This is a genomic window from Neohoeflea coraliihabitans (genome assembly GCF_019334345.1).
GTDB classification, from domain to species: Bacteria; Pseudomonadota; Alphaproteobacteria; order Rhizobiales; family Rhizobiaceae; genus Pseudohoeflea; species Pseudohoeflea coraliihabitans.
In genome coordinates this window covers 369,419-395,319 of sequence record NZ_JAHWQX010000001.1, presented here as the reverse complement: position 1 = coordinate 395,319, position 25,901 = coordinate 369,419, and the positions used below count along the sequence as shown (strand labels likewise).

General features: G+C 59.6%; 22 protein-coding genes and 2 pseudogenes. 18 read left to right on the top strand and 6 right to left on the bottom strand.

What is annotated here, in order from left to right; all coding sequences use genetic code 11:
• Window positions 1-103: 103 nt before the first annotated feature.
• Window positions 104-1,060: a hypothetical protein gene (locus tag KY465_RS01890; protein ID WP_219157860.1), complete on the top strand. Its 957-nt coding sequence runs from the start codon at window positions 104-106 to the stop codon at window positions 1,058-1,060.
• A gap of 231 nt (window positions 1,061-1,291) precedes the next feature.
• Window positions 1,292-1,954 carry a cellulose biosynthesis protein BcsS gene (bcsS, locus tag KY465_RS01885; RefSeq protein WP_219157858.1) on the top strand — a complete coding sequence of 221 codons (663 nt, stop codon included), beginning with the start codon at window positions 1,292-1,294 and terminating at the stop codon, window positions 1,952-1,954.
• Between the two features lie 282 nt (window positions 1,955-2,236).
• Here bcsS and KY465_RS01880 read toward each other — a convergent pair whose 3' ends face one another.
• Both KY465_RS01880 and KY465_RS01875 read right to left on the bottom strand, forming a co-directional pair.
• Entirely contained in the window at window positions 2,237-2,455 is a 219-nt protein-coding gene (locus KY465_RS01880) for an SDR family oxidoreductase (RefSeq protein ID WP_219157856.1), read from the bottom strand.
• Window positions 2,376-3,425: pseudogene (locus KY465_RS01875) on the bottom strand (Mur ligase family protein); the annotation flags it as partial. The gene KY465_RS01880 and the pseudogene KY465_RS01875, both read right to left, overlap by 80 nt.
• Before the next feature lie 141 nt (window positions 3,426-3,566).
• On the opposite strand from KY465_RS01875, the gene KY465_RS01870 reads away from it, so the two are divergent.
• The 5 genes from KY465_RS01870 to KY465_RS01850 all read left to right on the top strand — a co-directional run bounded on the left by KY465_RS01870 (window position 3,567) and on the right by KY465_RS01850 (window position 8,993).
• Complete coding sequence (locus KY465_RS01870; protein WP_219157853.1) at window positions 3,567-4,283, top strand: cysteine hydrolase family protein; 717 nt, start codon at window positions 3,567-3,569, stop codon at window positions 4,281-4,283.
• 38 nt (window positions 4,284-4,321) lie between these two features.
• Window positions 4,322-5,524, top strand: a complete 1,203-nt coding sequence (locus tag KY465_RS01865; protein WP_219157851.1) for a substrate-binding protein — start codon at window positions 4,322-4,324, stop codon at window positions 5,522-5,524.
• A 69-nt stretch (window positions 5,525-5,593) separates the two neighbouring features.
• Complete coding sequence (locus KY465_RS01860) at window positions 5,594-6,445, top strand: branched-chain amino acid ABC transporter permease (protein ID WP_219157849.1); 852 nt, start codon at window positions 5,594-5,596, stop codon at window positions 6,443-6,445.
• A gap of 68 nt (window positions 6,446-6,513) precedes the next feature.
• Window positions 6,514-8,286, top strand: coding sequence for a branched-chain amino acid ABC transporter ATP-binding protein/permease (locus tag KY465_RS01855; RefSeq protein ID WP_219157847.1), 1,773 nt, complete (start codon window positions 6,514-6,516; stop codon window positions 8,284-8,286).
• On the top strand, window positions 8,283-8,993 hold the full coding sequence (locus tag KY465_RS01850) for an ATP-binding cassette domain-containing protein (RefSeq protein WP_219157844.1): 711 nt from the start codon (window positions 8,283-8,285) through the stop codon (window positions 8,991-8,993). Before KY465_RS01855 ends, KY465_RS01850 begins: the two co-directional genes overlap by 4 nt.
• Window positions 8,994-9,171: 178 nt before the next feature.
• Here KY465_RS01850 and KY465_RS01845 read toward each other — a convergent pair.
• Together KY465_RS01845 and KY465_RS01840 are read right to left on the bottom strand one after the other, a co-directional pair.
• A pseudogene (locus KY465_RS01845) lies at window positions 9,172-9,387 on the bottom strand (integrase core domain-containing protein); the annotation flags it as partial.
• Window positions 9,388-9,868: 481 nt separating this feature from the next.
• On the bottom strand, window positions 9,869-10,549 hold the full coding sequence (locus KY465_RS01840; RefSeq protein WP_219157840.1) for a GntR family transcriptional regulator: 681 nt from the start codon (window positions 10,547-10,549) through the stop codon (window positions 9,869-9,871).
• 406 nt (window positions 10,550-10,955) lie between these two features.
• On the opposite strand from KY465_RS01840, the gene KY465_RS01835 reads away from it, so the two are divergent.
• The 10 genes from KY465_RS01835 (at window position 10,956) to KY465_RS01790 (ending at window position 21,745) form a co-directional block, all read left to right on the top strand.
• Window positions 10,956-11,741, top strand: a complete 786-nt coding sequence (locus KY465_RS01835) for an HpcH/HpaI aldolase family protein (protein WP_255561381.1) — start codon at window positions 10,956-10,958, stop codon at window positions 11,739-11,741.
• Complete coding sequence (locus KY465_RS01830; protein WP_346432582.1) at window positions 11,738-12,787, top strand: ABC transporter ATP-binding protein; 1,050 nt, start codon at window positions 11,738-11,740, stop codon at window positions 12,785-12,787. Before KY465_RS01835 ends, KY465_RS01830 begins: the two co-directional genes overlap by 4 nt.
• Window positions 12,784-13,785 (top strand): ABC transporter ATP-binding protein, encoded by a 1,002-nt coding sequence (locus tag KY465_RS01825; RefSeq protein ID WP_219157834.1) that lies wholly within the window; start codon window positions 12,784-12,786, stop codon window positions 13,783-13,785. The genes KY465_RS01830 and KY465_RS01825 overlap by 4 nt, the downstream gene beginning before the upstream one ends.
• Window positions 13,782-14,708, top strand: coding sequence for an NAD-dependent epimerase/dehydratase family protein (locus KY465_RS01820; RefSeq protein ID WP_219157832.1), 927 nt, complete (start codon window positions 13,782-13,784; stop codon window positions 14,706-14,708). The genes KY465_RS01825 and KY465_RS01820 overlap by 4 nt, the downstream gene beginning before the upstream one ends.
• Window positions 14,709-14,733: 25 nt before the next feature.
• Window positions 14,734-16,347 carry an ABC transporter substrate-binding protein gene (locus tag KY465_RS01815; RefSeq protein ID WP_219157830.1) on the top strand — a complete coding sequence of 538 codons (1,614 nt, stop codon included), beginning with the start codon at window positions 14,734-14,736 and terminating at the stop codon, window positions 16,345-16,347.
• Between the two features lie 5 nt (window positions 16,348-16,352).
• Complete coding sequence (locus KY465_RS01810) at window positions 16,353-17,294, top strand: ABC transporter permease (RefSeq protein ID WP_219157828.1); 942 nt, start codon at window positions 16,353-16,355, stop codon at window positions 17,292-17,294.
• A complete protein-coding gene (locus tag KY465_RS01805; RefSeq protein ID WP_219157826.1) occupies window positions 17,291-18,103 on the top strand; it encodes an ABC transporter permease in 813 nt (270 codons plus the stop codon). Before KY465_RS01810 ends, KY465_RS01805 begins: the two co-directional genes overlap by 4 nt.
• A gap of 15 nt (window positions 18,104-18,118) precedes the next feature.
• Window positions 18,119-18,988 (top strand): SMP-30/gluconolactonase/LRE family protein, encoded by an 870-nt coding sequence (locus KY465_RS01800; protein ID WP_219157824.1) that lies wholly within the window; start codon window positions 18,119-18,121, stop codon window positions 18,986-18,988.
• A 7-nt stretch (window positions 18,989-18,995) separates the two neighbouring features.
• Window positions 18,996-19,862 carry an alpha/beta hydrolase gene (locus tag KY465_RS01795; protein ID WP_219157822.1) on the top strand — a complete coding sequence of 289 codons (867 nt, stop codon included), beginning with the start codon at window positions 18,996-18,998 and terminating at the stop codon, window positions 19,860-19,862.
• Window positions 19,863-20,221: 359 nt separating this feature from the next.
• Window positions 20,222-21,745, top strand: coding sequence for a mechanosensitive ion channel family protein (locus KY465_RS01790; protein WP_219157820.1), 1,524 nt, complete (start codon window positions 20,222-20,224; stop codon window positions 21,743-21,745).
• Between the two features lie 494 nt (window positions 21,746-22,239).
• On the opposite strand, the gene KY465_RS01785 is transcribed toward KY465_RS01790, so the two are convergent.
• Both KY465_RS01785 and KY465_RS01780 read right to left on the bottom strand, forming a co-directional pair.
• Window positions 22,240-23,064, bottom strand: a complete 825-nt coding sequence (locus tag KY465_RS01785) for a glycosyltransferase family 25 protein (protein ID WP_219157818.1) — start codon at window positions 23,062-23,064, stop codon at window positions 22,240-22,242.
• A complete protein-coding gene (locus tag KY465_RS01780) occupies window positions 23,051-24,664 on the bottom strand; it encodes a glycosyltransferase (RefSeq protein ID WP_219157816.1) in 1,614 nt (537 codons plus the stop codon). The genes KY465_RS01785 and KY465_RS01780 overlap by 14 nt, the downstream gene beginning before the upstream one ends.
• 200 nt (window positions 24,665-24,864) lie before the next feature.
• Between KY465_RS01780 and KY465_RS01775 the strand changes: the two genes are divergently transcribed.
• Window positions 24,865-25,812, top strand: coding sequence for a glycosyltransferase family 4 protein (locus KY465_RS01775; protein WP_219157814.1), 948 nt, complete (start codon window positions 24,865-24,867; stop codon window positions 25,810-25,812).
• The last annotated feature ends 89 nt before the right edge of the window (window positions 25,813-25,901 follow it).

Genomic DNA, 25,901 nt, shown 5'->3' with positions numbered 1-25,901 from the left:
AAAGTGGAAGTGCAGGACAGGTACTCCGATGGTGGTTGCTTGGCATAACGACCTGCTTCAATTAAAGTGCGGCATTGCGCATTTCTCGGAGGAGGGAACGCGGGTGGATAATCTCGAAGTAAAAGAGACACTGAACGATGCCCGCTGCGGGCTTTACTTTCTCGCCGGGGCGGATCGATCCAGATCAGGTCGACGGACCGAGATCATCACCATTCATGCGGTCGATGACGCATTGACGCGCGAGCAGCGCGCTTTCATCACCGAAACATTCGCCGCAACTCATCCGAACCATGAATTGCGGTTGCGGTTTCACTCGAACCGCCAGCTGCATGCCCCGCAGAGTCTCGAAGCCTTCGCCGAACGATTTCACCACGACAAGATTCTTGCCGATCCGACCGGCTCCTTCTCCCGTGTCTCGAAGTTGTTGAGCCTCGCTCGTCTGATAAGAGCCCGGCTTGGCGACGCCATCGACCGTATTCTCTGGCAGCCGGACATTGCGGCGCTGACCCTCATCATGCCCTCCGCCGGCAGCGCCGCCAGTCAGCGCGCGGGCATTGAAGGCGTGCACGCGCTCATCGAGAGCAGCGTCTGCGAAGATCTGAGAAAAGCGCTGCGCTCGGTGCGCGTCAGTAGCAGCGTTCCATCGACGCGCTATACGCCGGTTGACAATCAATCCATGCAGCGCAGCGCCGGGCGCGGCCTGGCCGCGCTGGTGGCGCGCGTTTCGGGGCTCGTTGCTTTGATCGGCCTTGGTTCATTGACGGCGGCACAAGCTGGCGCCCAACCGTCAGCTGACGACACTGCCACCGGGTTGCCTGGTGTAACCGGCCTTGTCGGGCTGACGACCCTCGGCGAAAACTCGTATGGGCTGCGCAATCGCTACCAGGCCGTTGGGGGACTACGTCTTTATTTCGGTGCCACGGGGGTGGTTCTCGCCTCTGCCCTGACGCCGGGACGGGATATCGATCTCGAAGAGGCGGCGATTGGCCGTCCGGAAGCCGAGGATGAAACTGAATCGGGTCTTCCGATGCCAACCCATGTGGTCTATGGAGCCGGGTAGCCTCCGCCATTGTCGGGGACCGGCCATCGGCGGCCGAGTGGACGCGAATGCAGATTGGCATTGAAGCCCGGTGTCACCCTGGGACCATGGGTGGCCGGGAAAAAAACGTGAAAAGAAAGCGGGGACGACGTGAAATATCGGGTGAAGACGAACCGGGCAGCAAGCCTTGCGGCTGCTGCGTTGATTGCAGCACTGCCCGCGACGGCACTCGCGGCTGACATGGATGCCCGGATGGGCGGCAGTCTCATCTCTGAACCAGCTTATGACACGGTCGTTTACTGGGGAGCGGATTATGCCAACACGGACAGCGATGCCTTCGGTCTCGATGCCGGCTTCGTCACCGCCCTGAATGGCAATATTGCGGCCTCGGGCTGGATCATGTCGGGCAGCATCGGCTACGGCAACACCGATGCGCCGCTGTCGGAAACGGACTCCGTCTACGGCACTCTTCTACTAGGTTATCAGTGGGTGATGCCGGACTTCTACGTCTCGCTGGCGGGTGGCGCGCATGTGGTCAACAACGATGAAAACCCGCCCGGCGGAATCACTGACGGGTCAGAGTTCGGGGCGATCGCTCAATACGGTTTCGAGACCACCCGCACCAATAGCCTTTATTTCCAGAGCTACGGTTCATTCTCAACCGCCTATGATCAGGTCTATCTGCACGCCAAGGCCGGCTATAAGCTGCCGACGCTGCGGTTCGGCGGCGAATTTACGGTGTTCGACGAGGTGGCGAGCAGTTCGACCCTGCGCTATGGCGCGTTCGTCGGCGACATTCCGCTGACAGATCGTCTGAGCATGGTGGTCTCGGCGGGCTATCAGGATGAGCAGGGAAGCAGCGATGACGGTTTCTACGCCACGATCGGATTTGCCGTCCCGTTCTCGCTGCGCTGAATCGCCCGCGCGTTAAGGCTGTCCTATCGCAGACCATGAGGCTAAAATACTACAACGAGGAACGTCCTCACTCGGCGATCGGATATAACGTCCCGATCGCCCTACACAATACTGGTGGCCCAACCAGCTAGCCATCGTGATCAGAGCCGGAAACTCTATTCCCCGGCGGTCCAAAGTTCGGTCCCAGAGCACATCGCAGAAAACTCTAACCTATAGCGACGGCGTTTCCGGGAAGCACATCAGGATGATTTTCCACTCAACTGCCGGCCACCGGCAAACCAGTCACGAACCTCCGTCGATCACGAGTGTCTGACCGTTGACGAAGGTCGCATCCGCAGCCAGGAACAATATGGCGGATGCAATCTCCTCAGGTCGCGCCGCAGCCCGCCCATACGTAAGCGCCCTTGTACACCTCCGGCGGTCACGCTGTGTCGGAGCCGATGATCCGTGACTTCCAGCGCTTCTGTCGTCGTGATTTCCTGATGGCAGCGTGTTCTTCATAGGGGTAGGCAAGCATGCCGCATTGGACGCATGTGCCCGATTTGCCGCATCTGTCGACCCAGCATTTTACATCGCTGTTGAATGCCAAAGCCGCCCGCTCAAGGTGGAGGTTTTGTGAGCTCTTCAACAGGACGAGTTCGCCGTCCGTCAAGGTCCGACGCAGATGCTCGTGAACGGCGCGGGCATCAAGGGCCTCAACGATATGGCCGGAAGCCCTGTCCTCCTCGCTTGCACCATGCCGATGGGCGTTGTCGCCCACGAAAATGACCTCATCAGCCGCATCGCGGGCCGCCTTGTATGCCGCGCGGTACTTTGAGTTTGAGCTGCCGGGATAGTCAGACATTTGATCGATCACAATTCGTTTGCGGACTGCCTTGGCGTCCCTGACGGTCTCCATCGGAAGCGTCAGCGATTCCCACGGTGCCTTCACCGTATCCATCAGGAAGGTCGTGCCATTGTCGAGGTGGACCGGTTCGCATCGACCCTGGATGGCATCGAAGCCGGAGACAGCTTTCGTGAAGGTCTCGACGGGAACGCCAATCTCCATGGCCGCGGCATAGGCGGCTGCAATGCACATGCTGAAATGTTTGCCGATAAGTTCTGCGGTGACGGTGTGGGTTCCATGTCGCGATGCCAGCTTCACCACAAGCGGGCCCGGATATCGCTGTTTCACACCGACAATTCGGTAGTCAGCATCCGCGTTCTGACCAAAGGTGACGACGCGTCCTTCGCATCGTGCCGCCATGCTCATGACATTCTCGTCGTCGGCATTCAGGACCGCGAGGCCGCGGGAGCCGAGCGCCTCAACAAGTTTGCCTTTCTCACGCGCGATCGCTTCTTTGCCGCGGAAGGCTGAATAATGTTCCAGGCCGACCATCGTGACGATCGCGATGTCAGGTCTGATGATATCCGCCGTCTGGTCCATACTTCCCGACCAGGCCACCGCCGCCTCGATCACCACGTATTCGTCGTCGTCTCGAGCGCTGTAAACCGCGTATTTCGCTTCTTGGCGGCCAAGGCGAGAACTTGTCGCTAATCATCAAATCCGGCTGTGTCGTAAAGAACGAGATCGATAACTGAGATTGTCCACAAACACGTAAGGAGCAACAGAATGGTAGAGAAAGATGCCGGCCGATCGAAAGTGTTTGATTCAGTTTTTGATAACATTGATTTCGAAATAGTTCCGAATAATACCGCACTACTTGTAATTGATATGCAATATCTCGATGCGCATCGCGATTACGGTATGGGCGCCGACGCTAAGCGTGAGGGCATAACAGACAAGTATGAGTACTATTTTAATCAGGTCGAGAAAATTGTCATCCCGAATACCAAGCGGCTGCTTGATGTGTCGCGAGCGGCAAGTGTCCAAGTAATTTATCCGCGCATAGCGTCGCTTGTAAACGATTGCCGAGAAGTCAGCATCGAGCATAAACGCATCAAACTGCTTGCAGCCGCTGGCTCGCGAGAAAGTGAAATTCTCGACGAAATCAAGCCGATCGAGAACGAGATCGTCATCTCAAAGGGTGCTTCGGGCGTCTTCAATGCAACGGCGATAGACCAGATTTTGCGTAATCTCGGCGTCGACACTCTAATCATGACTGGCGTTGTCACGAACTACTGTGTGGAAACGGCTGTCCGGGACGCAGGCGACCGCGGCTATAACGTTGTGCTCGTGAGCGATGCTTGCGCAGCAATGAGTGAAGAACATCAACGCCTCGCACTTGAAATCCTAGCCGGCGTCTACTGCGTCGTAATGAGCACCGACGAAGTGATCGACGCCGTCCAGAAAAATTTCGGCGACATTCTGAGCGCGCATGTCGGTTGATCAGCCACATACTTTACAACAAAAGGAGTAATAGAATCATGACATGGAGATTCAGGGGTAAAACTCTTGTAGCCGTTCTCGCTCTTACAGGCTCGTTTGCAATCTGGTCAGCGGCGCCCGGACGCGCCCAAGAAACGGGGGCTAAACTTGGCTTTGTAACGGAACTAAGCGGGCCGGCCAGTCTATTTGGTGAAGCCGCATTGCAGGCTGCTGAACTTGCTGTAGATGAGGTAAACGCATCGGGTGGTGTATTAGGTGGTGATCTGACGCTGGCCGTAGCAGATGACGCGACTGACCCAAATATCGCCCGTCAAGTATGGGAAAAGCTCGTTAACGATGGCGTCGACGCATTCGTCTTCCGGGAGACGTCGGCCGCGCGAGTAGCGGTTTTGCCCGTAGCCGAAGCTGCGAACGTTCCGGCGATCTACGCAAATGATTACGAAGGTGGTGACTGCCGTCGAATTCTATATACCGCAGGCGAGATCGAACCACAGAAAATTGCTCCTTACCTCGAGTTTCTCAAGCAAAATGGGGGAACGAAATTCTTCGTTCTGGCCACCGACTACAATTGGGCACGCATTACGGCCGGCATGGTCCGGGAGGCTGCTCCAGGGCTAGAGATAGAAATCGTCGGTGAAGAATACACGCCCTTCAATACGACAGACTACGGGCCAATCATCACCAAGATTCGAAATTCGGGTGCAGAGGTCCTCTTCTCGGGCCTCGTCGGAGGCCCAGACAACGTGGCCTTCTTCAAACAGGCGCGCTCAGCTGGCCTTACGCAATCATTAAAGGTCATCGGCAACATAGCACTAGACGACTCGACGCTAGCGGCTGTTGGCGACGCTGCGGCGGGCACCTACATGGCCGCGAGCTACTTCATGACAGATACCAGCGAGGCCAATACGGCGTTCCTAGCTGCGCTCGAATCCAAATACGGGGGCAATATGAAGGCCCAGGGCTATCTGTCGGAGCCTGCCTATGACGCCGTCCATCTATACGCGCTCGCCGTCAACAAGGCCGGCACTACGGAGACCAGCGCCGTTCTCAAGGCGTTGTCAGAAGTGGAGTTCACAAAGAGCCCAAAGGGGTCGATTCGGATGACGCCGGATCGCCATGCAGCGATGCCAATTTTCATCGCCGAAGCTAAAGCCGACGGGACCTATGAGGTTAAAGAATCTCTCGGCGTCCAGGAAGCACCAAAGCAGTGTGACCCGCAGCCGCCGTTTGAAAAGGGCTGACGACGGAACGCAGTCCGCAGGCCCGCATCAAGGCGGGCCTGCCCAACTCAGAGGTCAAAGGTCACAGGCATGCTGGAGCACGCACTTAATATCGTCACGACCGCCAGCATCTTCTTCTTGGTATCGGCAGGTCTGCTGTTCGTCCTAAGCGTAATGGGCGTGGTGAATTTGGCACATGGCGCCTTCCTCACGGTTGGCGGATATTCCGGAGTGGTTATCTCACAGATCGGTCTCAATCCATGGCTTTCGCTACTGTTTGCGCCACTTATTGGCTTCATGGTTGGCTTGGTAACCGAACTCCTTCTGGTGCGCCGGCTTTACAATAGGCCGCTTGACACGATCCTGGCGACCTGGGGCCTCTCTATCGTTCTCGTACAGCTCCTTTCGACCCACTTCGGTCGGTCGGCGCACTTCGTCGACGAAATCATGACGGGCATGCCATATGAAGTGTGGGGCCTCTATATTTCGCCTTACAAGATCTTTGTCGTGGCGATTGCAGTGAGCGTGGGACTTGCGCTCTACCTTGCGCTTCGCTTCACAGATGCGGGTGTGGTTGCAAGGGCCGTGGTGCTCAATCCCGAGCTCGCGCGATTGCTTGGAATAAATACCCGTGTTGTCAATCTGATTACATTCGGTTTCGGCAGTGCCCTTGCGGCTTTTGCCGGTTCCGTAATTGTTCCGATGTCCAGCGTCGATCCAAACATGGGGACACCTTGGGTCATCACCGCGTTCATGGTGGTGCTCGTAGCGGGTTTCTCTCTACCCGCTCTAGGGATCAGCGCACTTTTGCTCGCCGCCGCCCAGGTCTTGGCCACCTACTATGTGGCACCAGTCATCGGCAGCGTACTGGTGATCGCAATTCCCATCGTTCTTCTACGTTTCGCGCCAGATGGCATCGTCGGTATTATGAAGTCACGTTGACACAATCCATGTACAACTCCGTGAAAGGTTACACGAGCATGGCTGACCCCGCGAGGTCTACGCGCTGGATGTTGATGCTTGCAGGCATCGCCGCAATGATGCTTCCAACGGTTATCGTCGGCGACTACATGACAGGCCTCTTGGTGCAGGCATTACTGTTTGGCATGGTCGCGCTATTGACTGACATAATCTGGGGTTATGCAGGTATTTTGACATTCGCCTCCGCGGCGATGTTTGGGGTTGGTGCTTATTTTATGGGCGGTGCATTCGTTCACTTTGCATCAACTCCGGGTAGCGCCTTTCTCGCGGTGATAGCCGCTTCAGCATGCGCCTTCATAACAAGTGCGGCGATCGGATGGCTAGCATTCTATAGTCGAATTAGAGTTTCCGAATTTTACATTGCCATAGTGACGCTTGGTGTGTCTGTGTTAATGGGGCAAGCAATCCTCTACGGGGGTGCGTTAACCGGAGGCAGCAATGGGCTCAGCGGTTTCGCAACGTTTGCGGCCTTGAATCAGCATTGGTACGGGTTTGTAGCGGCGCTTTTCCTAGCACTGCTTTATGTCTCAACCCGAGTCGTGCGCAGCGATTACGGTCTCGTCCTCAAAGCAATCCGCGACAACGAAGTGCGCTGCCGCTATCTTGGGATCGATACGCCGCTAGTAAGGACAGTAGTTTTCTCGGTCGCAAACGCAGCAATAGCAGTTGTCGGCGCAGTATACGCAATGTTCACCACCGTCGTCGCACCCTCTCTAGTCAGCATGGCCGCGGCTACCAACGTGCTGATTTGGGTTATTCTCGGCGGACGTGGGACACTAATTGGGCCGGCCTTGGCCGCGATCCTCATCACGACTCTGACACCGCAGCTCAGCACCGCGTTTCCATTGTATTGGCAGGGCTTCCTCGGTGCGATATTTGTACTAATCGTAGTTTTTCTACCGCAAGGTCTGATGCCCTTCGCGATTGAACGCGCAAAAAGATCCTTTCAAAGCGCGGCCCATAAACGACCGGTGGACAGAACTAGACAGACAGCCGCCGAAACGTATTTTACCCGTACGAATAACCCGAATGGAATAAGTAATGCCGGATCGGTGGCCAAACTGATCAATGTTTCGAAGCGATTTGGTAGCTTTCAGGCCTGCAACGATGTCTCCTTTTCTGTAGATCGAGGAGAACTCGTGAGCATCGTGGGGCCGAATGGCGCCGGGAAGACATCCCTGGTGCGCTGCATTGCCGACGGCGATGAACGCTCATCGGGATCAGTAGAAATTGCGGGGATCTCAATAGGGCGAGAGGCTCCGGAAAAGGTGGTGGCACTTGGAGTCGGACGCAAATTTCAGTCACCAAGCATATTCGGATCGTTAACCGTTCGCGACTGCCTACAAGTTGCGAGCTGGCGCGGAAAAGCTCCGTCGTGGTGGAGGCGCGATGCGGAAGTCCGGCTTCCAGACGGTGCTGCTGATGTGGTTGAAGCTCTCGGGCTTGATGAAGTTTGGGATCAACTGGCGCGAGACATCAGCCACGGCCAGCGACAGGCGCTCGAACTCGCAATGGTGCTTGCTCTCGAGCCCAGCGTCTTGATCCTTGATGAGCCAACCGCTGGTCTCTCGACGGCCGAACGCGAAAGAGTCGGCGAGGTCCTGCTGAGCCTGGTAGCGTCTCGACGGATGGTCGTCCTTCTCATTGAGCATGACTTCGAATTCGTAAAGCGGATCAGTTCCCGGATCGTCGTGCTTGTTGGAGGTGAACTCGTTGCTGACGGAACTGTGAGCCAGGTCGCCAACTCAGAGATCGTCAAACGGGCCTATCTCGGAAAAAGCCACGAGAAAGAAATAAAATGACCCCCGCACTGGAATGCCACAACATTCGTTCTGGCTATGGCGACATGGAGATTATTGCCGGTATCGATCTCAAACTTGACGTAGGCGATATCTACGCCATTGTCGGTAAAAACGGCGCCGGCAAAACCACGCTTGTCAAGACAATCATGCGCGTCTTGCCCCTGCTGGGTGGTTCATTTACGCTTTTCGGTAATGACGCGGCTAAGTTGAGCACCAACCAGGTGGTTTCTCTTGGTATTGCATCCTCTCCCCAGGACCGCCCATTTTTCAACGACCTGTCCGTCGAAGAAAACCTTCGTCTGGGCGCTCTAGGGCAATCGCGCCAGCAGTTCCGTGGAGAAATTGATCGAATCGTCGAAATGTTTCCCTTCATCGGACAGCGCCTTGCTCAAAAGGTCGGTACACTGAGTGGTGGAGAGCAGGCGATGGTCAAAGTTGGCAGAGCTCTGCTACCGAAGCCGCGTCTAGTGATCTTGGACGAGGTTACCGAAGGGCTTCAACCGATGATCGTCGACCGAGTCCGAGAGGTGCTACTGCGCGACCATAAGGAGAGGTCCATCACCATATTGGTTGTTGAACAGAATGTTGACTTCGTAGCAGGATTGGCTTCGCGGTACGGTTTGATTGAACGCGGTTGTATGGTTGCAGAGGGTAGGTTCAGCGACAGCGGTGCGCGTAAACGTATCACCGATCATCTCTTAGTTTAGCGGAGCAAGGACCTCCAACTCTTATTGGTGCGTATTGGCCAGAGGCCCGAGTTCCCGCCAGTTCTCGGGAGAGTCTTGGGTTGCTAATCTGGCCTGATGCGGCCTGTTTTCCAAAGCCATGTTCATTGCGAGGTCGTTGGGTGTTGCTCAGCGATGAATGGGGTCTGTTGCAGTTTTAGTCTTCCTTCCATGCGGTGACGGCAGCGCCGGCTTGGGCGAGTGACGAGAACAGAGGCTCGGTGAGGCACTCGTCACGGAACCTGCCATTGAAGCTTGCGACGAAGCCATTCTGCATTGGCTTGCCCGGGGCGATGTAAGTGCCAGTCGATATGGCACCTTTGAGGATGGGCATGCTGGTCATCTCCGTGCCGTTGTCGGAGACGATCGTCTTCGGCACCCATGTCTTAGGAACAATCTGTTACCTATGTCTTCGGGAAACTTTCTGTGCGTTCGCTGGCCAGATATGGAAATAGCAATCAGCAATGAAATCAACTGGCTCGGTGGTTTTCGGTTCGTTGGTGGCCGTCCTGCTGCCGGACGGAAACTGTTTCGCCTGATCACACGGCTATTGGTGCCGCTCGGCGAGAATCGCATCTGACAATTCCGCTCCCATCATTACGGTGGTCAGATTGATGTTGGCGCACGGTATGGACGGCATGATGGATGCGACATCGCGGATAGCGGGTTCATCTGCTTTTCGGCCTGTATCTGTCCAGGGAACCATGGCTTATTGGTTGCTGGTCGCTTTCGAACCTCCGCTTGCGAAGAATTTTCCTAACTAGCGGCGCCGGCAATTCGGGCAGCGAGACTGGTCCACTCTATGGACGAGAGCAAAATCAAAACTAATCATAGCTCAGCGAGGCAATGTCAGCTGGCTACTGGCTTCCGGTCGCAGTCTGCCTTACGGCCCATGCCTCATAGTCGCGGCTGCTGTTGGAGATATGTCTGCCGAGCTCGCGGCAAAAATCATTTCGCGCGCCCGCCGTAAGAAGATCGGACAGCGCACGATGAAACTTCAATGAGCGGCGAACCACCTCGATGTCCTTCAACCCGCGGTTTCGCAGGGCGTCGATCTTCGACGACAAGGGAACATAGGAGGCGATGAGCAGGCGGTTGCCGGAACCGGAGACGATCAGATTGTGAAATGCCGAATCCAGGCCCCGGTACCTGTCGTAGTCCTCGGTATCGACACACTTAAACATCTGCTCGACGATGCCCTTCATCTCGGATGCTACGGTCTGCCACTCGAGATCGAACAGCTTACGTGCGGCGCCGGTCTCGAAGAGGTGCCGCATCTCGAAAATTTCCTCGATTTCCCGTTCGTCCGGCAAGAAGACCCGGGTGCCGCTTTGAGGATCAATTCTGACCAGACCTTCGCGCCTGAGTTCCTGTAGCGCCTCGCGGACCGGCGTCTTGCTGATGCCGAACTGACGCGAAATCCGCGCCTCGGATAGATGCTCCCCCAGCTCGATGGTGCCGTCGACGATGGCGTTCCGGATGTTATCCAGCGCCATTTCGTAGAGGGAGGGAGCCCGTTTGAGCCGTTCGATCGCCATGTTATTCCAGCCTCCAGAGCCCGTCGGTTTACCGATACTTGCACCACACTGCAATCGCTTGACAGGCCCGCATTGAGATGTGATATCTTAGATGTACTGTCAAGACGGAGTGGGCTGATTTTGTCGAACTCAGCATATTTCACGGCGGGGGGAATTGGCCGTAGGGGGACTTTCAAGTCTGCGACCCAAGTTTCTCGCGGCGATATGCGAGGATTGCCGACCTGGCCGCGGGGGGCGCCAACGCCCGCGAGCACCCACATCTTCAGATGGCAGGAGCAGTCCTGCCGGATTGCACGGAGCATCGGTCCGTCTCTCGGTTTCCCGATGAGGGCGGGCCTTGCGGTTCCAGTTGAAGCGGCGCCGGGATCGCGGTCCATCCGGTCGCAATGTCGAGAAAGGACCATCGATGTCGGTCGCTGACGGATATCGCAACCCTTTCCGGAAAGCCCTGGCCGAAGGCAGACCGTTAGCCGGCGTGTGGTCGATGCTGAACTCTTCGAACGCAGTCGAGGGCTTGGGTTGGGCCGGATTTGACTGGTTACTTCTCGATGGAGAGCACTCGCCGATCAACCTTGCGGATGCGGTCTCACATCTGCGGGCACTCTCGTGCACGCCCACGGTGCCGATTGTTCGCACTGCGTGGAACGATCATGTGATGCTCAAGCAATATCTCGACATTGGCGCCCAGACGATCATGATCCCCTATGTGCAGAATGCCGAGGAAGGGCGGAGTGCGGTTGCAAGCACACGATATCCGCCGGAGGGCCGCAGGGGATTTGCCGCGATGCACCGGGCCAGCCGCTTCGGAGCGATCGCAGATTATGTCCATCATGCCAGCGAGACCATTTTCCTCATCGTCCAGGTCGAGACCATTTCCGCGATCGGCGAGATCGAAGACATCGCCGCCGTCCCGGGCATCGATGCCGTATTCTTCGGCCCGGGTGATCTTTCCGCCAGTATGGGCATGCTCGGTCGCCCAGGGGAGCCGGACATCACGCGCAAGATTGAAGATGCGGCGAAGAAGGTAAAAGCCGCGGGCAAAGCCGTCGGCGTTCTGGCTCCAAATCCCGATCTGGCCAAGCATTATATGAGCGCCGGGTTCGACTTCGTGTCCGTCACGACCGATTGCAGCCTGCTTTTCGGTCATGCCAGAGCGACCGCCCGCATGTTCAGGTCGGGCGAGGGGCGATGAGCAGTCCGGTCGCAGCCCCGGTTCTCGACACGCCCACCGCCGACCATGGCGACGCCGTGCTCAAGGTTGCCGACATGCGCGTGCGGTTCCGTCAGAACGGCTCATCGGCTCGGGCGGTTGACGGTGTGTCCTTTGCGGTACGGCCCGGAGAGACGTTGGCGGTGGTGGGCGAATCCGGTTCCGGCAAATCGGTCACGATGCTGTCGGTCATGGGTTTGTTGGATCGTCAGACCGCCGAGGTCACCGGTGACGTGCACTATTTCGATGGCAATGGCCAAACCCGCAACCTGCGCAGGATGCCGCGGCGTGAACTGGACCGGATACGCGGCCGCGAAATAGCAATGATCTTCCAGGACGCCACTGCAAGCCTCAATCCGCTAATCAGGGTCGGAGAACAGATCGCCGAAACCATTCGTCTTCACGCCGGCGCCGACAGGCAGGAGGCTTGGAGGCGAACGGTGCAATTGCTGGAGGATGTCGGAATCGCCGCGGCCGAGCAGCGGGCGCGCAGCTATCCGCACGAGCTTTCGGGCGGCATGCGCCAGCGTGTGATGATCGCGATAGCACTCGCCGGCGAGCCTCGGCTGCTAATCGCAGACGAGCCGACCACGGCGCTTGACGTCACCATCCAGACGCAAATTCTCAACCTGTTGGAGCAGCTTAAACGCGATCGCGACCTTTCGATTCTGATCGTGACCCACGATCTCGGGGTTGTCGCTGAAGTGGCCGATCGCGTCGTGGTCATGTACGCGGGCGAGATCGTGGAAAGCGGTGCGGCAGGCGACCTGCTGCAGCGCCCCCGCCATCCTTATACCGCGGCGCTGCTTGCCTGCCTTCCTCAAATCGACTGGGACGCTGCAGCGCAGACTGCCGCCTACGAGCGGGCGAAGCCCGGCACCGTTCCAACGATCGACGAGACGTTCACTGGATGCCGGTTCCGCGCGCGCTGCGCGATGGCGCGTGCGACATGCGAACGGGACGTGCCGATGTTCGAGACTGGGCCCGGATGGACTTCACGCTGCTTCTTCTGGGAGGAAATGGCATGAACCCAGAAAACGAAGTGCTTCGCCTCGATGGGGTCAGCAAGGTCTTTTTTCAAAGGGCCAGCCTCCGGGCGTCAAACGTCATTAAGGCAGTCACAAATGCCTCCTTGTCTCTCCGCCGCGGCGAAGTCGTTGCATTGGTGGGAGAGTCGGGTTCGGGAAAGTCCACCCTCGGCCGGGCCGCGATCCGCATCACAGAGCCTTCGCAGGGAAAGATCTGGCTCGAGGGCCGACAGATCACTCACCTTGATCGGCGCAAACTGAAGCCGCTTCGCCGGAAAATGCAAATGATATTTCAGGACCCATATGGGAGCCTGAATCCGAAAATCCGTATTGGCGAGGCTGTTGGGGAAGGTATGCGGCTGCATGGCATTGCATCTTCCAGAGACGTCGGTCAGAGAGTCGCCGCAGCGATCGAGCGAGTTGGGCTTCCGGCCGAACTGGCCAAGCGCTGGCCGTCGGCGCTTTCAGGCGGCCAGCGGCAGCGGATTGCGATCGCCCGGGCTCTGGCGGTCGAACCGTCGATCATCGTTGCCGACGAGCCGACATCCGCTCTGGACGTCTCGGTGCAGGCCGAGATCATGGACCTGCTGAAAGACCTGCAACGGCGCGAGCACCTGTCGATGCTGTTCATCAGTCACGATCTGCGGATTGTTCGCGAGCTCTCGGACCGCGTTCTGGTGCTGTATCTCGGCCATGTCGTTGAAGCCGGTCCTGTCAATCAGGTGTTTTCCTCGCCCGCTCACCCCTATACGGAAGCCCTGCTTCAATCAGTGCCCCGTCACCCGGCGGAGCCGGCAAAAAAGCGCCTGGTACTGGAAGGGGAATTGCCGAATCCGATTTCGCCGCCGCAGGGGTGCGTCTTTCACCCCAGATGCCGTTATGCACTCCCGGCCTGCAAGCAGGCCGATATGAGCAGCCGCACGGTTGCTCCGGGCCACCTGACGGCGTGTATTCGCGACGACCTCGATCTCAATGCAACCGCGGTGGAACGTCGATGACTTCCCGCACACGAACGCTTGTTATCGGGTCGAGCGGCTTTCTTGGCCGGAAGCTTGTTGCTGCGATCGCCGAGCAGGGCGGTGAAGTCCACGGCTTCGATCCCGTGAGCTGCACGCAGGACCAGCTTGCCTCTCATTGCCGCGGTTCGGTTTCCGACCCGGAACTCCTGGACGAAGCGCTGCGCCAGTCCAAACCGCAGTCCGTCATTTCGCTGGCCGCTTACATTCAGCCGGGCCTCGGGCCAGGCCGTTCGGCCGAGCTTGATCCAGATGCTGCTTTCATGGTGAACGTCGGCGGCTTTCGCAACATCATTGCCGCCTGCCGCAGGCACGGCGTTTCGCGTCTCATCTGGTCGAGTTCGACGACCGTGCTGGGCTCGGCGCATCAGCACGAGCGTGAAATCGTCGACGAGGACGCCCCCTGCTTTCCGGAAAGCGTATACGCTCTGACCAAGACACTTGCAGAAGAGATCGGGACGTACGAGCACGGCCGGCAGGACCTTGAAGTCGTTGCTGTGCGGCCAACGCTCGTGCTCGGCCGGGGTCACCCGTATCGGGGAATTCTCGATCCGCTCAAGTCCCTTTTCGACGCCGCATCAGGCCGTGGCGGCGAGGCAGTGACAGTCGAGTGGGGTCCGCACCGGTTCGACATTGTCGATGTGCGCGATTGTGCCGCGGCCATCCTGGCACTTGCCATGACCAAAAAGCCATTGCGCCCCGTCTACCACATCAATGCCGGTCCAACCGACATCCACGAAATCGTTGCCGTCGCGAAAACCTGCCGCCTCAGCTTGAGGGTGACCGTCAACGAGACAACCGGTTCCACCCATTTTCCGCTTGTCTCAGCCAAGCGCCTTACTGAGGACATCGGGTTTAAGCCGGAATTCGGCGGCACAGAAATCATCCGCGATTGCGTCACCTAACACTCGGAAGAAAGGAAGCACGACCATGTCTGACAAGTTCAAAACGACTCGCCGCCGGCTACTTCTAAGCGCTGCCGCGATCCCGCTCGTTACCCTGGCAGGGCTGACCATTCCCGTCGCGCCCGCTTGGGCCGACGACTCGGTTCTTTACGGACCTTCAGACCCCGCCGCCAAACAGGGCGGGTCGCTGACTGTCGGCTCGTTGATCGAACCGCCTTCCTTCGACATCTATCACCAGGCGGGCGAGGCGGTTAATTTCGTCGCACCGCTGATGTACCAGACGCTTGTCTATGCCGACCATGACGGCAACCCGCATCCTCTGCTCGCCGAAAGCTGGGAGGTGAGCGAAGACCTTACCGAATATACATTCCGGCTGCGCAGCGGTGTCACCTTTCACACGGGCCAACCGCTGGAGGCGACTGATGTCAAATACGGTCTCGACTACATGCGCAATCCCGACAACGGGACGATCGGAGCTCTCGACTTTGCAGATCTGGAAGAAGTGGAAGTCGTCGATCCCCTCACAGTCGTCGTGCGCCTGAAAAAACCCAACTCCGCTTTTCTCATTACACTGACCCATCGCAACGGATCGGTTGTCCCGCGGAACTGGTTTGACGGTGAAACCTCGCGTACCGAACTCAACAGCAAGAGCGTCGGGACAGGACCGTTCAAACTGGCCGAGTTCGTCCAGAACAGTTACATGCGGCTGCAGCGCAATCCGGACTACTGGCAGCCAGGCCTGCCCTATCTCGACGAAATCATCATCAATTTCATCCCGAACAGTGCGGGCATGCTTGTGGCGGCTCGCAACGGACGCGTCGACATGGCAGTCCTCGTTCGACCGCAAGACGCCGACCAGTTGAAGAACGACACAAGCCTTACCGTTCAGCGGTCACGGTCTCTGAACCAGAAAAGTCTCGATCTCGATTCCACCTATGGCCCGCTTGAGGACGAACGGGTGCGGCGGGCCGTCGCGCTCCTGATCGACAAGGAAGCGGTCATGCAGGCCGCCATTTCCGGATATGGTCAGGTTTTGGGAATGATGGTTCCGGGCATGCAGGATCGCTGGGGCGTGCCGCTTGATGATCTGCCCAATCAGAAAGTCGACGTCGAAAAGGCCAAGGCCCTGCTCGCCGAGGCCGGGCACCCGGACGGGATCGATCTCGAACTGCGGACAATCATCGGATATGACTGGATGGAGCCTGCAGCGCTGACGCTGGCGCAGCAGTTGCAGAAAGGCGGCGTGCGCGTCACGATCGAGCGTCTGGACCTGGGCACATGGCTGCAGAACTTCCGGGCCAAGAAGATGGGCTTCACGCTGAACGATTGGGGCACGCCGCCCGATCCGAACATCCTCTACTACCGGCATTTCCACCAGCCACCGGAAGGCGCCGATTTCCGCAACTGGGCCAATGCCGACGGCAGTCGGCTGCTCGACGAAGGGCGCCAGACGGGGGATGACGGCAAGCGCCGGGAAATCTACAATGAGTTCCAGCGCTTGCTGGCCGAGAGCGTTCCAACCGTCATGATGTTCGGATCGGACCACATCGTGGTTGTCTCGGATGCCGTGCGCAATCACACCATGCATCCCATCGGCTGGCATTTCGGACTCGTCAAGACCTGGATCGACCAAGAGTGAACGGAATGAGACGGTTCCTGCTGTTCCGCATTCTGGCGTCCGCCCTGACCCTTCTGCTCGCAAGTCTTGCGGTGTTCCTGATGGTCAGGGCGGTGCCGGGAAGCATTGTCGAGACGATGATGGGACAAATGGGAAGCACCGAGGGCGAGGCGGCGCTGCGGCGCTTCTTCGGCCTCGATCAGCCCGTCTACATGCAGTATATCGACTGGCTTTCGCGCGTCCTGACCGGTGATTTCGGCGTCTCCTGGCGACAGGGAAGCCCGGTTCTGAGCCTGGTGTTCGGCGCATTCATCGTCTCGCTTCAACTGGCGTTGATGGTGCTTGTGGTGTCGTCCCTGATCGGCGTGCCGCTCGGTCTCCTGGCGGGATATCTCGCCGGGGGCGTGATTGACACGATCATCCAGTCTTTCAATGTGCTGTTTCTTGCAACGCCGGTCTTCTGGCTGGCATTGATGTTGCTGTTCGGAGTGTCAGCTCTCTTTCACTGGTCTCCACCGACGATTTACGCCTCGCCAGGTCGATCGTTGTCGGACAACATCGTCATCCTCCTCTTGCCTATGCTCAGCCTCGCATTTCTGCAGATTGCAGCTTATGCCCAGTTCGTGCGGCAGCATGTCGTTGAAGCGATGCAGCAGGAATACGTGCGCGCGCTAAAAGCGCGCGGGGTGCCGCCCAAGGTCATTCTGGGCAAGCACGTGCTGCGCAATATCCTGGTCCCGCTGATCACTTTCATGGGCCTGATCTTTATTCAGATTCTCGGCGGCGTAGTCGTCATCGAATCGATATTCGGACTGCCGGGACTGGGGCGCCTGTTGGTCAATGCGCTCTATGCCCGTGATTTTCCGGTGGTGCAGGGCGCTCTCGCGATGATCCTTGTTTCGGCGATCCTGATCAACCTTCTGGTTGATGTCCTCTACCATGCAATTGATCCCAGGCTGCGCACATGAAAACGTTGCTTGATCGAGCAAGGCGCAATCCCGCTCTCGCGCTGGGGGTTGCGATTGCCATCATAATCGGAGCGGCCGCGCTGTTTCCCGGGCTGTTCTCGCAAACGTCGCCGCTCGAGATCGATATGGGACGCGCCTTGCAGCCTCCCTCAACGGCACATCCCTTCGGAACCGACCACGTGGGCAGGGACGTCTATTCCCGCGTTGTGCATGGTGCCGGCGTGACGCTCGGAATCGTCAGCGGGTCGCTCGCGCTTTCTGCAATATTCGGCGGGCTGACGGGTTTGTTCGCTGGGTATCTGCGCGGCTTCAGTGACCTGGCAACCGGGCAATTCACCGGGGTTATCCTGAGTTTTCCGCCGATCTTCCTCGGGGTGATGATCACCGGTATTCTCGGCTCGAGCGTGGCAAATCTCGTGGTCGCAATGGCGATCATCTACTTTCCGCTGTTCGTGCGGGTGGCAAGATCGTCGACGATGGTCGAGGCGTCGCGATCCTACACGGAAGCGGCCCAGGTGCTGGGCGCCGGTGATCTGCGGGTGATCTTCCGACACCTGTTGCCCAACGTGCTGCCAGCCGTGCTCACCCAATACATCATCCTGTTTCCGCTTGCGCTGCAGATTCAGGCAGCGCTCGGATTTCTCGGGCTTGGTGTTCAACCGCCGACGCCTGACTGGGGTGCGAGCCTTCAGGAAAGCAAGGATTACGTCCTTTTCGCGAGCTGGACGGCGATCTTCCCGGGTCTTGCGCTGATCCTGTCGTCGCTCGCCGTGATCTTGATCGGCCGGGGCCTGCAATCGAAGAACTAGAAGTGGAGATAAAGAGTGCGGATCGAGTGTGTTGCGCAGACGAATGACATTCTTGGAGAGGGTGTGATCTGGAACCCGGCCGACCAGTGCCTTTACTGGGTGGATGCCTTCGGGCCCTTCATTCGCAGGCTTGAGTATGCCACCGGAAAGGTCGACTCCTGGAAGATGCCGAACATCATCGGATCGCTCGTATTCGATCGCAAGCAGGAAATCGTCGCAGGGCTGACGTCGGGCTTCGGGAAGGTGACCCTCGACCCGGTGAACGTGGAGCCCATCGTCAATCCGCAGCCAGAAGAGGGTATCATCTTCAATGATGGCAAATGCGATCGACGCGGCCGCTACTTCGTCGGCACCATGCACCGGGATTTCGTGGAGGGCGCTGGCGTGCTGTGGCGTCTGGATCCGGACTGGACAACGCACCAGGTGGATACCGGGATCACGGTCTCGAACGGCCTGGCATGGTCTCCGGACGACCGGACCATGTATTTCGCCGATACACGCGCGCTGAAGGTCTACGCCTACGATTATGACATCGAAACGGGCAACGCCACGAACAGAAGGATCTTCTTCACCACAGACGATACCAACGGCCGCGTCGACGGCGCGACCACCGACACTGAGGGTCACTACTGGTGCGCCATGATCCATGACGGGTCGATCTGCCGCTACTCCCCGGCCGGCAAACTTGACCGGCGAATCGAGATTCCCGTGAAGCATCCGACGATGTGCAGCTTCGGGGGGCCGGATCTCGATATTCTGTACGTGGTCACGAGCAGCCGCTTCCTGAAGCCTGAGGACCGTCCCGATCAGCCGCTTGCCGGAAGCACCTTTGCGATCACCGGGCTGGACGCCAAGGGTATTGCCGAACCTTACTTCGCAGGATGATCTGATAATGCACGACTGGCAAAGCCTCGACGCGGAAGAACGCGAATATCAGTTCAATCCGCAAAAATCCGTAGATAAACCCGCGAGCTCATTTCAAGCGCACCGGACCATGATGAGCCGCATTTGCCGGCAAAGCATGGAGGCGCATCTGGATGTGAAGTACGGTCCCGGACCCCTTCATGGGCTCGACATCTTTCCGGCAGGTCCGGATTCTCCGGTCCATATCTTTTTCCACGGCGGCTATTGGCGGATTCAGGACAAGGAAAACTTCTCCTTTATCGCGCGAGATCTGGTCGCCAGCGGCGTTACGGTCGTCATCGCAAATTATGACCTGTGCCCCGCTGTGACGCTCGACGGGGTCACTGCATCAGCCCTGAATGCCATCGAATGGTGTTTCCGGAATATCGATCAGTACGGTGGCGACCCACACCGCATGAGCGTGTCAGGCAATTCGGCCGGCGCGCATCTGTGCTCGATGGTTGTCGCCACCGACTGGGCGGCGCGAGGGTTGCCGCGCGACATCATTACCGGCGCAGTCATGATCAGCGGCATTTTCGATCCAACACCGGCGATGCACATTAGCGTCAATGCGGACCTGGCGCTGACCGAGGAGATCATCGAGCGCAACAACACGGAACGCCTTCCACCGAAGGTCGATTGCCGCAACCTCGTCATCGCCGGCGGAAAGGAACCGTGGGCCTGGATCGATCAGAGCTACCGCTATTCCCGGCACCTGCGCCAGCACGGTGGAGATCCGGAGGTTCACATTCTCCCCGGATACCACCATTTCAATATCATGGACGAGTATCTTGAGCCGTCCAGTCCCATCGCGCGCGCTGTTCAAGCCGTATGTGGAGCGGGTGAGCAGCGCTAGCATCAGGATCATGGGAGATGGCCGCCGATTTCTCTGACTGAAGCTTGACGATTGCGCTCAGTCCGACTTTATCCGTGAGCGGCGATGATCCTTGCAATCTTCCCCGTTTCGCGCCGCCGATTCCCGTCTTCCGATTTTCATTTCCCGATTTCTGCCTGACGGGAAAAATCTTCTAAGCGGCAGTAATATTATGGCTATTCGCGCTCCAACACAGCGGCATGTCGCGAAAACGCGGAGAATACGCGGTTTCTTCCCGGATAACCGGGAAATTGCGACCAGAGACGGGTTCGCTGAGGACTGGCTCCACCACCAAAAATTTCCCAGCGCTGTCCGTTGTCTGCCAAGCGGGAACTGGAAATTTGGCGCGCACATCACAACTTGATGGAGTGGAGAGCTTTTCGCCGAGTGACATTCTCGGCAAGAGCTTTCGAAAGCAAGGACGTCAGATGGTGCTGCCAGCAATCGGCTTAACACGGGCCTCGATTTTTCCACGCCTGCGGCTCGCCGTCCTTGCCATGTTGTTTTTCGTTGTCCTGCTTTTCGTTCCCGCACAACCGCATGCGCAACCTGCCGACGAGGCCAGCTCACCGGAGCAGGCGGTGGCCGTGGAGCCAGTCGCGCGAGATGAAGTCATCGAAAACCGAATCGGCCGGATATTGCGGGCAACGGGCTGGTATCGCAACGTGCTGGTCGATGTGGATGAAGGGATTGTGTTCATCGACGGCATTGCGGGTTCGCAGGATCAGCGCGACTGGGCTCGTGATCTGGCGGCGCGAACCGAGGGCACGGTCGCCGTGGTGAACCGGATCGAGGTGCGGGAAGAGGTCAATTGGGATTTCGCTCCGGCCTTTGGCGAAATCGAGTCGCTCGCCAGGAAGTTCGCGGTCTCATTGCCGCTGATCGTGCTTGCAGTCCTGATCCTGCCGCTTGCCTGGTTGCTGTCGAGCATGATCGCCACACTGGTAAGACGTGTTCTCGCCCAACGGATCGAGCAGGATTTCCTGCGCAATGTGATAGCCCGTGCCATCGCAATTCCGATTTTGGTCCTCGGCGTCTATCTCGTCTTGCAGGTTGCCGGGCTGACCGGGCTGGCGGTTTCGCTGCTGGGCGGCGCGGGCGTTATCGGCATCGTGATTGGGTTTGCGTTCCGCGATATTGCAGAGAATTTCCTTGCCAGCCTCCTGCTCAGCATTCGCCGCCCGTTTAGGCAGGGCGACGTGATCGGCGTTGCTGACTTTGAAGGCGTGGTGCAGTCGATGAACACACGATCGACCATCTTGCTCACCCTTGAAGGCAACCACGTTCAGATACCCAACGCAACGGTTTTCAAGAACACAATCGTCAACTACACGGCTGGGCCGGCGCGCCGGATAACGGCGGAGGTCGGCATCGGCTATGATACCTCGATTGGCGAAACGCAACGCCTGATCGTGGACGTGTTGCGCGGTCACGAAGCAATCTTGAACGAGCCACCTCCTATGGTCCTGGTCGATGCGCTCGGTTCGGCAACAGTGAACCTCAAAGCGCATTTCTGGATAGACGGCCGCTCGCTTTCTCCGCACAGGGTTCGCTCCTCGGCGTTGCGCCTCATCAAACGGACATTGGTCGAGAATGGCGTATCGATGCCGGATGAAGCGCGCGAGGTCATCTTCCCGCAGGGTCTTCCGGTGGTCGTTATGGATGGGGCGGACAAAGACACGCCTCCTGGGACACAGACAGCGATTGCGGACGCGACCAGGAAAAGGCTCACCGTCGTCGAATCTGGGACCGAGTCGACTGCGCCAGAAGGTGGCCTCGGCAATGAGATCAACGAACTGCCGGAGGACATTGCCGACGCAACCATTCCGGAAGCGGCATCCGAGAACCTTCTGTCGAGAAGATAATTCCGGGTCCCAGGTCTGCGGAGTTGCAATTCGGATCGCCCCGGTAACCGCAAAGGCCTTGTTGGAAGAGTTTGGGTTTCTGAGCTCCGCGGAGCCATGGTTTCGATGTTTGAATCAAACTACTGGACAAATCGGTCCTTCTCGACGCCCGTCTTCCGGCACCAATCGAGCGCTGCCCCTTGAGGAGGAGGGTATACGTTCCGAACCTTTAGATAGTGCGGATCGAATTATCCGATCGTCGGCTGAGTACCGGCCTGAATATTCAGCATGTACCTCGCCAACGGCGAAAGCAAGCGATCCTCCGCTGCCTTCCGCGCAATCTCGGCATCGGGAACTTGATCGCCAATCTATCTGTGACCGACCAGAGTATCGACATGGCCGTCGAGCAGGCTGCGGCTATAACATCGTATGCGCTGACAACTGCGCCGCATACCTTGAGGAGCGCCACGCCGGCGCGCGTCGAGCTTTCGGCGGTTATTGCCGCGTGCAGGCTGTCATCGCGTGGCGAAGCGGCGCAGCCGCGCGTTGCGGGTGGACAGCACCGCGGCGAGGAAGGCGAGCCGCGACCGGTTTCGGCGGTGCAGCGTCAGCACCATGCCAAGCAGCGAACGGCGCAGCCGGCGGCGGCGTCGCGTGCAGTTTCGTGCCGCGTCGAGAAGGCTGCCGCCGAGCGCGTCGGAGCCGTCAGCCACCGGCAGGGGCCGCAGCGACCAGATGTCGAGGCCCAGTTCCCAGAAGTATTTCGTGTCCTCGTCGACCACCCGGAACACCCGTTCGCGTGCCAGCAGGCGCCGTGCGCCCTCGGCGGTGATTAGATATCCCACCATGCCGGCGCGTGGCCGGGCCCATTGCACCAGCGACACGTCGCCGAATTTCCGCTCGAGCGCCCAGCCGCCGTTGCGCGTGCGCGGATAGTCGAACAGCTTGAGCATGTGCAAGCCGCTGTTGAGCACGCCGGGGAGGTGGGCCAGCAGCGCTTCCAGCGCCGCCGGCGCCACCAGCTTGAAGTCGTCCTCCAGGATGATTGCCGTCGTTCGGCCGCTGTCGAGCAAGGCCTGCCAGGCCAGGCGATGGGTGCCGTAGACGGCCACCTCACGGCGCGTCGGCGGCCGCTTGGACAACCGCTGCGCCCGCCCGGCATCAAACAGCGCGTCGACCGCCGGGTCCTCCTCGACAAGTCCGTCGACGACCCGCACAGGCACGCCGGGCACGGCGCCGGCCAGTTCGGATCGTGCGGATCGCAGTCGCTGGGGGGGCGAGATCGCGCAGGTCAGAACCATGACGATCGGCGTTCGGGCCATGGCGTCAGCGGCGGGCATGGACCACCTCGAGCTGCGGCAAGCCGACGGGGACGACGCCGAGGTCGCGGGCCAGCTGGCCGAAGCCCTCCGTTTCGATCAGGTCGCGATAGGGCAGTTCCGGGAAATGGATGCCGGCGCGGTGCACGCTCGCATGCACCAACAGGACGGTCGCGCCCACACCGTGCAGCGGGACCATTTCGAGGTAGCGCAGGTCGTGCAGATGGCGCCGAAACCACCAGTCCTCGGGTGGTTGCAGCAGGCCGTCGCGCACATGCCGGTAATATTCGGTCCGGCTCGGGGTATACACCGAGAGGAAGGTGTTGAGGTCAAAGCTCAGGCCGCCCGGCTCCAGAACGCAGTCCGGCGTGACGATTCGCTCCCGCGCCGCCAGCAGCCGTGCGACAAGATCGGGCGGATAGGCCACCATGTCGGCGTCGATCCAGAGAATCCACTTCACCGGCAAAGGCAGCGCCGCCGCCAGCATGTCATTGCGCGCTCGTGCCAGCCCGGCCCGCCGATGCCGCTGCTTCTCGGGCTTCCAGCGGTCCGCGTCGGTGAACGCCGGTCCTTCGCGCGGAAGCTCGATCCGCCGAGCCGAGGCAAAGGCAGCGGCGTGCGAAGCGAGAAAGCCGTCGATCAGCCCCGCGCTGTCATCTCGGCTGGCGCCGTGGCCGAACACCAAATGAAGGCGCGAGTGCGGGTGGTCGAGGCTGCGCAACAGCTCGAAACAGCGCGGCAGGACCTCCGCGGCGTCGCGCACCGGGATCAGGATCGCCACCTCCGGTGTCGCGTCGGATACGGGTAGCGGGTCGGTCAGCCCATCGGGGTTTATGTTGCGCCGCATGGCCGCCGGGTCGAGACGTGCACCTGCGAAATGCCGATGCCGCAGCTTGCGCAACTTGCCGATCTGCCGGCGGTACCAGCTCTCGTGCCGGCTCTTGTACCAGGTCCCCTTCCACAGGTGCTGCGAAAGGCGCAACTGGCCATAGGGGCCGAAGGCGGGGTCGTCGCAATATCCACCGTCCACGGCAAGCGGCGCGAACAACCCGGACGAATTGAGCGCCAGCCCGGACGGATCCGCAGATTGCGCCACAGCCGCGCTCAGGATCAGCGGTCCGGTGGTTTCCAGCACATCGTGCGCGTGCCGGAACGCCATGCGTTGGCACAAATCGATCACTTGGTCCCATAGCGGATGACCCGGCGGGCTGGCCATGGTGCCGTTGAACCAGAGCCGTTCGAGGCCGCGCACCCGCGCAGGCTCGTCATGGGCCGGGGGCTCGGCGCACAGCACTGCCCGGGTCTCGCCCACCAGCGGCTCCAGCGACCCCACGCAGCGCGTGTCGATATCGGCATAAATGCCGCCATAGCGGGCGAGCAGGCAATAGCGGGCGAGGTCGGCCCGCTGCACCGGACGCTGGTAGCTCAAGTAAAGGTTCAGCAGGTCCGGCCGCTCGGTCTCGAAGAACTCCAGCAGGTCGTCGTCGGTCCAGAACCGGTAATCCCACCCGGGATTGAGCGCCCGCCAACTGCCCGGGTCGCCGAGCTCTGCCGGAACGTGCTTGTCGCGCCAAGTCTGGTGTATTATTCGCGGGAGGCGCCGGGGAGAGGATAATGCCATTTTTACAAGTGGTGATACAGGAACTTGATGCTGGGTTTTCGGGGGCTGAACTTCGCAACAACGCCAACTTTGCAGCTTTGTCAACGCTGGCAGCGGCGGGCAGCCCCGCGCTACGGAATGGCTCTGGGACCGGGGCGACGATACGGCTGAGGCCCGTTGAGGGACGTGCGGCGCGGGCCGGCGCCCCGACGGTTCGTAGCTTGGCACCGGGCGAGGTAGAGCGGCTGCTCGCATACGTGGAAGAGCAGCAGCCGTCGCTCGTCCTCTTCGAGGGCGTCGCCACCCTGACAGCCATGCGCGCCGTGAGGCGGCGCCATCCGGCCCTGTCGATCCTTGTTGACATGCACAATGTCGAGAGCCTGCTTCAGGCCGACATCGATCGCGCCCGCCTGCCGCGGCCGCTGCGATCGCTGGCGCCATTGATCCACCGGGAAAGGCGCCGCGCACTCGTGGAGGCTGATCGTGAATGCGCGGCGCTGGCCACCGCGATATGGACCTGTTCCGGTCCCGACGCCGCCCGCCTTGTGGCGCTAACGGGGCGGGCAGCGACCGTGGTGCCCAACCCGGTCCCCGCCTGGTGCGCGGCGGGTGGCGCGGCGTTTTCACCCGGCGGGGACCGGGTGCTCTTTCTCGGACATCTCAGCTATCCGCCGAACAAGCGCGCAGTGCGTGAACTGTGCAGTCGTATCTTGCCCGGCCTGCGCAAGTCGCTGCCTGATGTCCGGCTCGAAGTTTGCGGCCGACGCCCGGGCGCCCGGTTGAGACAAAGTGTGGAGCGGGCGGGTTACCGGCTTGTGGCCGATGCACGCGATCTTGCTTCGGTGTATGCGCGCGCCGCGGTGATGGCGCTGCCGTTGCGCGAGGGCGGCGGAACGCGCATCAAAATCCTGGAGGCGCTGGCGGTCGGCTGTCCGGTGGTCGCTACCGCCAAAGCTGTCGAGGGGCTGGATCTGGAACCAGGGCGCCATTTTCTGTCCGCCGAGACATCCCGGGAGTTTGTAGCCGCATTGCGGTTGCTACTCGGCGACCCGGCACGCCGGGAGGACCTGCGCCGCGCCGGTCGCGATTTTATCGAGCAGCACCATTCCGGTACGGCGCGCACCGCGACCATCGCCGCGGCTTTGCAGGCGCTGCGTCAGCCCTGCTGACGAAACAGCATTCTGGAGACATCGGCGCCGGACGCGCGGCTGTCCGCCAGGACAGCAATCTGGCGAGTCCGGGGGCTTGGCGGACCGGG